5 protein-coding genes are annotated in these 5,511 nt (G+C 27.7%); 2 read left to right on the top strand and 3 right to left on the bottom strand.

Annotation, left to right across the window (positions count from 1 at the left end; all coding sequences use genetic code 11):
* Positions 1 to 405 precede the first annotated feature (405 nt).
* Together MBFIL_RS02235 and MBFIL_RS02230 are read left to right on the top strand one after the other, a co-directional pair.
* A complete protein-coding gene (locus tag MBFIL_RS02235; RefSeq protein WP_066971087.1) occupies positions 406 to 747 on the top strand; it encodes an ArsR/SmtB family transcription factor in 342 nt (113 codons plus the stop codon).
* Positions 740 to 2,821: a heavy metal translocating P-type ATPase gene (locus MBFIL_RS02230; protein WP_084266268.1), complete on the top strand. Its 2,082-nt coding sequence runs from the start codon at positions 740 to 742 to the stop codon at positions 2,819 to 2,821. The genes MBFIL_RS02235 and MBFIL_RS02230 overlap by 8 nt, the downstream gene beginning before the upstream one ends.
* Positions 2,822 to 3,248: 427 nt before the next feature.
* On the opposite strand, the gene MBFIL_RS02225 is transcribed toward MBFIL_RS02230, so the two are convergent.
* The 3 genes from MBFIL_RS02225 to MBFIL_RS02215 all read right to left on the bottom strand — a co-directional run bounded on the left by MBFIL_RS02225 (position 3,249) and on the right by MBFIL_RS02215 (position 5,330).
* A complete protein-coding gene (locus MBFIL_RS02225) occupies positions 3,249 to 3,605 on the bottom strand; it encodes a PIN domain-containing protein (RefSeq protein ID WP_084266267.1) in 357 nt (118 codons plus the stop codon).
* 22 nt (positions 3,606 to 3,627) lie between these two features.
* Positions 3,628 to 3,891, bottom strand: coding sequence for a hypothetical protein (locus tag MBFIL_RS02220; RefSeq protein ID WP_066971083.1), 264 nt, complete (start codon positions 3,889 to 3,891; stop codon positions 3,628 to 3,630).
* A 245-nt stretch (positions 3,892 to 4,136) separates the two neighbouring features.
* Positions 4,137 to 5,330, bottom strand: a complete 1,194-nt coding sequence (locus tag MBFIL_RS02215) for a TIGR00375 family protein (protein ID WP_066971080.1) — start codon at positions 5,328 to 5,330, stop codon at positions 4,137 to 4,139.
* Positions 5,331 to 5,511 lie beyond the last annotated feature (181 nt).

Here is a 5,511-nt window from a genome sequence, read left to right as displayed (position 1 = left end):
TAATATGAAACTAACCAAATATCACCACTACAACTAATAGTAACATAGACAATATTAATAAATATTGCTTATACATGATGTGATAACTATTATTAGTTTGAAATAATTCAATACAATAAAATAAAACGCACAGTATTGAAAAATTATAAAATAAAAGCAAAATTAACATGAAAAATAAGTAATAATAAATATATAAAAAAATGTAATAACTTACAAAACGTAATAGCTATTTAAGTTATTTACATAAAAACTCATAAAAGCACATATTGCTAATTTAAATAGGTTTTAAAGTATTTTAATCAAATATTATTTTTTAAAAAATAACATGCTCACAACCCTTCAAATTACTCAATAGAAATGGACAAATGAAAAAGTTTATATATGTTCATATGAATACATGTTCATATGTCTAAAGTTTGTGAAATTAAAAGTATCAGAAATGAGATTGTTGAAGAAGTTTCTAAAAAAATGCTCCCAGAAGAGAAATACTATGAATCTTCAAATACGTTTAAGATATTAAGTGACTTTAATCGAGTTAGAATCATCGATGCTCTAAATATTGGAGAGTTATGTGTCTGTGAACTATCATTATTACTCGATATGAGTCAATCAGCAATATCGCACCAACTAAGACTACTAAGAAATAATGATATTGTGAAATTTAGAAAAGAAGATAAAAAAGTCTATTACTCTTTAAATGATTTTAAAATAACTGAATTAATAGAGAAGGTGCGTAATATTGAGTAAAAAAGATAGCTGTTGTGATCATGAAGACCCTAACCATCATGAAGAGAATGAAGGTCACATTCATGAAGACCATGGTCATGGGGATGAATGTTGCACTGAAGATCATAATCACAAGGATGAATGCTATGATGATCATGATGGATGTTGCTGTGAATCAGGAATACTTGAAAACATTGACCAAAAATCAGAAAAATCAAATAAACCATTAATATTAATGGGAATAAGTGCTGTGCTTATAGCATTTGGGCTTGTGTTAACTTTATTCAATCAACCTCATATATTATTTGGATTTACAACTATAGAAGAACCAATATCCTTATTAATATTTTTAGCTGTTGTAATAATTATAGGTAGAGGAATAATAAAACATGGTGTAAAAACCTTTTTAAAAGGAGAAGTGAAAATTGAGCTACTTGTTACAATAGCTACAGTCGGAGCATTTTTACTTGGAGATGGATTAGAAGGTGCATCACTTATGACCTTGTTCTACTTAGCAGAATACATAGAACATTTTGCATTAGATAGATCTAAAAGATCATTATCAAAATTAGTTAATTTAAATCCAGATATAGCTATTCTTAAAAAAGATGGAGGGGAAGTTGAAGTCAATGTCAATGATTTAAAAGTAAATGATATAGTTATAATTAAGCCAGGAGATAAAATCCCAATTGACGGAGTAATAATAAATGGAAACACCTCAATAAATCAGGCATCAATAACAGGTGAAAGTTTAGCTGTGAGTAAAGCAGAGGGAGATGATGTTTATAGTTCAACCATTAATGAAGAGGGATATATTGAAATAAAAGTTACTAAAACCTCCGAGAACACAATATTTGCAAAAATCATCAATCTAATTAAAGAATCAGAAGAGAAAAAAGCAAAAATAGATTTATTCATTGATAAATTCGCTAAATACTATACTCCAACAGTTGTTCTCATAGCTATTTTTATAGCTATTATCCCACCAGTAGTACTTAAAGAACCTTTCCTTCAATGGATATATAGAGGTTTAGTTTTACTTGTAATATCATGTCCATGTGGATTAGTTATCTCAACTCCAGTTTCTATGGTTTCAGCTATTACTGCAGGAACTAGAAATGGGATCATAATTAAAGGTGGAGAATATATAGAAGAATTAGCTAGAATAAAAGCTATATTATTTGATAAAACAGGAACATTAACTGAAGGTAAGTTAGAAATAAACACAATCACTCCACACAAAATAATTACAAAAGAAAAGCTCATTGAAATAGCTTGCAGCATTGAAGGAAAATCAAAACATCCAATAGCTAAAGCATTTAATGAATACAAACAAAATAATGATATAAATGTTAAAGAGGTCCATAATTTTGAATCAATAGCAGGTAAAGGATTAAAAGGTGTTATAAATAATGAAACATACTATATTGGAAAGAAAGATCTTTTTGATTACAATGAATCATTAAAAGAAGAAATAAATTTAATTATAGCAAACAACACAAATATTGGAAAAACCAGTGTTATTATTGGAGATAAGACTCAAATATTAGGTTTTATAAGTTTAAGTGATAAAATTAGGGAAAATGCTAAAACAACCATATCTGAAATTAAAAGTAGTGGAATCAAAACTATTATGTTAACAGGAGATAATAAAAGTGCTGCAGATAATGTTTCAAAACAAATAGGACTTAATAGCTATTATAATGACTTACTTCCAGAAGATAAATTAAATAAAGTTGAAGAGTTAGCTATTAAATATAATGATGTAGCTATGGTTGGAGATGGAGTAAACGACACTCCTTCACTTGCAAGAGCAAATGTAGGAATAGCTATGGGAATGGGTGGAGCTGATGTAGCAGTTGAAACTGCAGATATAGTGTTGATGCATGATAATATATCTAAAATATCTACATTACTCAATATAGCTAAAAAAACAATGAATATTGTTAAAGAAAATCTTATTATAGTAATAAGTATTAAATCAATAATAGCTATTTTAGGAGTTTTAGGTTATATAAGTTTACTTGAAGCTGTTATTCTTGGAGATATGGGAATAACTTTAATTGTTGTAGGTAATGCATTGAGAATACGGTGATTGAACTTTAAAAAATAATTTTTTCCATTTCACTAATCATTCTCGTGTTTAATCAATATTTAATGGAATATTATAAAATTTGGGGTGCAAATGAATTTTTAAATAGATTCCTAATTCTAAAATGTATGAGGAGTATCTCATATAAAATTAAATTTTGAGCATTTAATCTTTCTTTTCACATGAAAATTGAATAAAATTCAATATTAATTGAATTTAGCTGTTTGTCATGTTGAATTTTACATTTGGAGGTATTTTTGTTGATTTGATTTCATTAATATTTTGTAAATCTTTTTGAATTTGCCTCTCCTCATTTTCCTATTATTCTATTTAGTTTTTTATAGTCTTGTGAAGAATTAACTTTTAAAATACTTATTAAATCTCTACTTTCGTCTAAGAATAGATAATTCATATAATTCACTCAATATTATTAATGGATTCTCACTATTCTCTTTTTATTATCAAAATCAGAGTCAAAACTAGCTATTTCATATATTTCTAAATCTTTCATCAAGGCAATATATACTGCATCAAAAAAGCTTATTTTTCCATTATATTTAACAAATTCTTTAAATGCATTATCAAATATGTAGCTATCTTCTATGGTTATGAATTTTTGTAATATATTATATATTATAGCAATATCTTTTGTTGGTATTTTTTTCCTTAAAACTGTTATTGTTTCAGCTACAACTAGTTTAGATATAATTTTTTCTTCGTTTTGAATAGTTTTAGCTATTTCAACAGCTCGCACATGATCAGTTTCTTTTTTCACAAATAATGATATTAATAGCTAGCATCTAAAAATATCATAGTTCACCATTTCGTAGTTTCCTCACTTCATCAGTAGCACTAAATGGTTTTGGTGCTGTAACTATTCCTGCTAATTTAAGAAAATTATTTCCTTTAGTTTCCTTCTGTTTTTCGGCTTGTTTTTCAAGTAATAATCCTTTTTTTAATAATTTATTAATCATTTCAGTTTGTGTAGTCTTTTTTCTATTGGATATTGCTTTTAACTCATTTAGTATACCTATTTCAATATTCACAGTAGTTTTAATTTTTTGAGTTTCCATTATTACTTGCTCCTAATATTGTATGCTAATTTATATGGTATTTTTACCATATAAAAATTTTGGTCATAATGGTCATAAATGGAATGTCTACATTTTAGTGAAAAAGATTGTATTATTAAATTTGCTTATAGTAATAAATTAGACATTAGTATTTTAACTTTTAATTTGAGTTTTAATAATTAATTAACTATTTGGGAAAATATTATATTTTTTACATTTTAAATGTTATCATTATTTCACTATCCTTAAAAATTATCTAAAGTAACTCTTTTTTCTTTTTTAATAGCTGAATCTTCTTGTGTTTCTCCAAGTAAGATTTGTCCATATTTTCCTCCTCCTCCTAGAATTATTTTTAAGGTTTTGTTTCTAAAGGATTCAATAGCTGGAGCAGTTATACTATCAACTTTAGCTATTTCTTCTATTGGTGTGTTTATAAGAATGTTTATTTCGTCTCCAAGATTGTCAGTTAGTATTTGCCATTTGCTTTGAACTGTTTTTGTTGTAGCTCCTTTTTCGTAAACCATACTGATTATTTCAGCCAGGGGCATTAAATGGACATATGGTGGTCTGTGTTCTGGATGTTTTGGGATGTCATAATCACTTATTTCTGATATTCTGTAATCAACACCTTTTTTTATTTTTCCACCACATGGACATTTCATTTTGTTATCTTTCGCGATTAAAGGGTCGATTAGTTTATGACATTTTGTACATGCAGTCATATGATACTTACCCAAGTCTGCTACTAAACCATAGTTTGTTTTAATATTCTTCTTTTTAATTGCTTCTTCAAGAGAGGAAAATGATAGGTCATTCATTTCTATTTGGTTAAATTCTCTACCAAGTCGATGTGGCCATGGTGAGTGTGCATCTGAATTTGTCAGAAATGGAATATCTTTTAGTTCTTTCACTGTATCTGCCATATTAGTGTCTGCTGAAAGTCCAAGTTCTAAAAAATCAGGTAATTCACCGTAACAATCATATATACTATCAATTGATTTGTACATTCCAGTCCAGGGGGTGAATGCGTGAGCTGGACCATATAAGCATCCGTATTCTCGTGCAAGATCTCTGATTTCTCCTCCTTCCATTTTTACTCTACATCTTCCATCTGTATCCTTGTTTTTTGAATCTAAGCTATTTGACATTTCTCTAGCTATTTCAATATTTGGAATAATAAATAGATGGTGAATTTTACCTTTCCCTTCAACTTCAGCAGTTATTACGAAGTTGCAGTCTTCCTTTGAATATATTCCATCTCCAGAGTAAGTTGTACTTTCTTCAATTATGTCTAACCATCCTTGATGGAATCCATCTCCAGTTCCAACAAGTTGAAGTCCTTTAAGCTTTGCCTGTGGTGCAATATTGTTTATAACCATATCCTTAGAACTTGCCATAGCAAAACAACTATGAATATGTAAATCACTGTTAATTAGCATGATAAAATATTATTTAAAGTAATATATTAAATTTATTAATTGGTTTAGTTTTGATTGGCTGTGCAATAATTAATTTTTCAGTTGATGGATGACAGTGAATTTTCTTAGTTGTGGTTAGATTGTAAATTATTTTTTGTAGTTTTTTTTATTTGTTGTCTATGTTTTTCATTGAATATCTATT

It is taken from the genome of Methanobrevibacter filiformis (assembly GCF_001639265.1).
GTDB classification, from domain to species: domain Archaea; phylum Methanobacteriota; class Methanobacteria; order Methanobacteriales; family Methanobacteriaceae; genus Methanacia; species Methanacia filiformis.
Note: the sequence above shows the minus strand (reverse complement) of the source record. Positions and strands in the feature narration are given on the sequence as shown.

Coding starts and splice junctions, on each gene's coding strand:
- MBFIL_RS02235 (WP_066971087.1), top strand. CDS start 406: ATGTCTAAAGTTTGTGAAATTAAAAGTATCAGAAATGAGATTGTTGAA.
- MBFIL_RS02220 (WP_066971083.1), bottom strand. CDS start 3,891: ATGGAAACTCAAAAAATTAAAACTACTGTGAATATTGAAATAGGTATA.
- MBFIL_RS02215 (WP_066971080.1), bottom strand. CDS start 5,330: ATGCTAATTAACAGTGATTTACATATTCATAGTTGTTTTGCTATGGCA.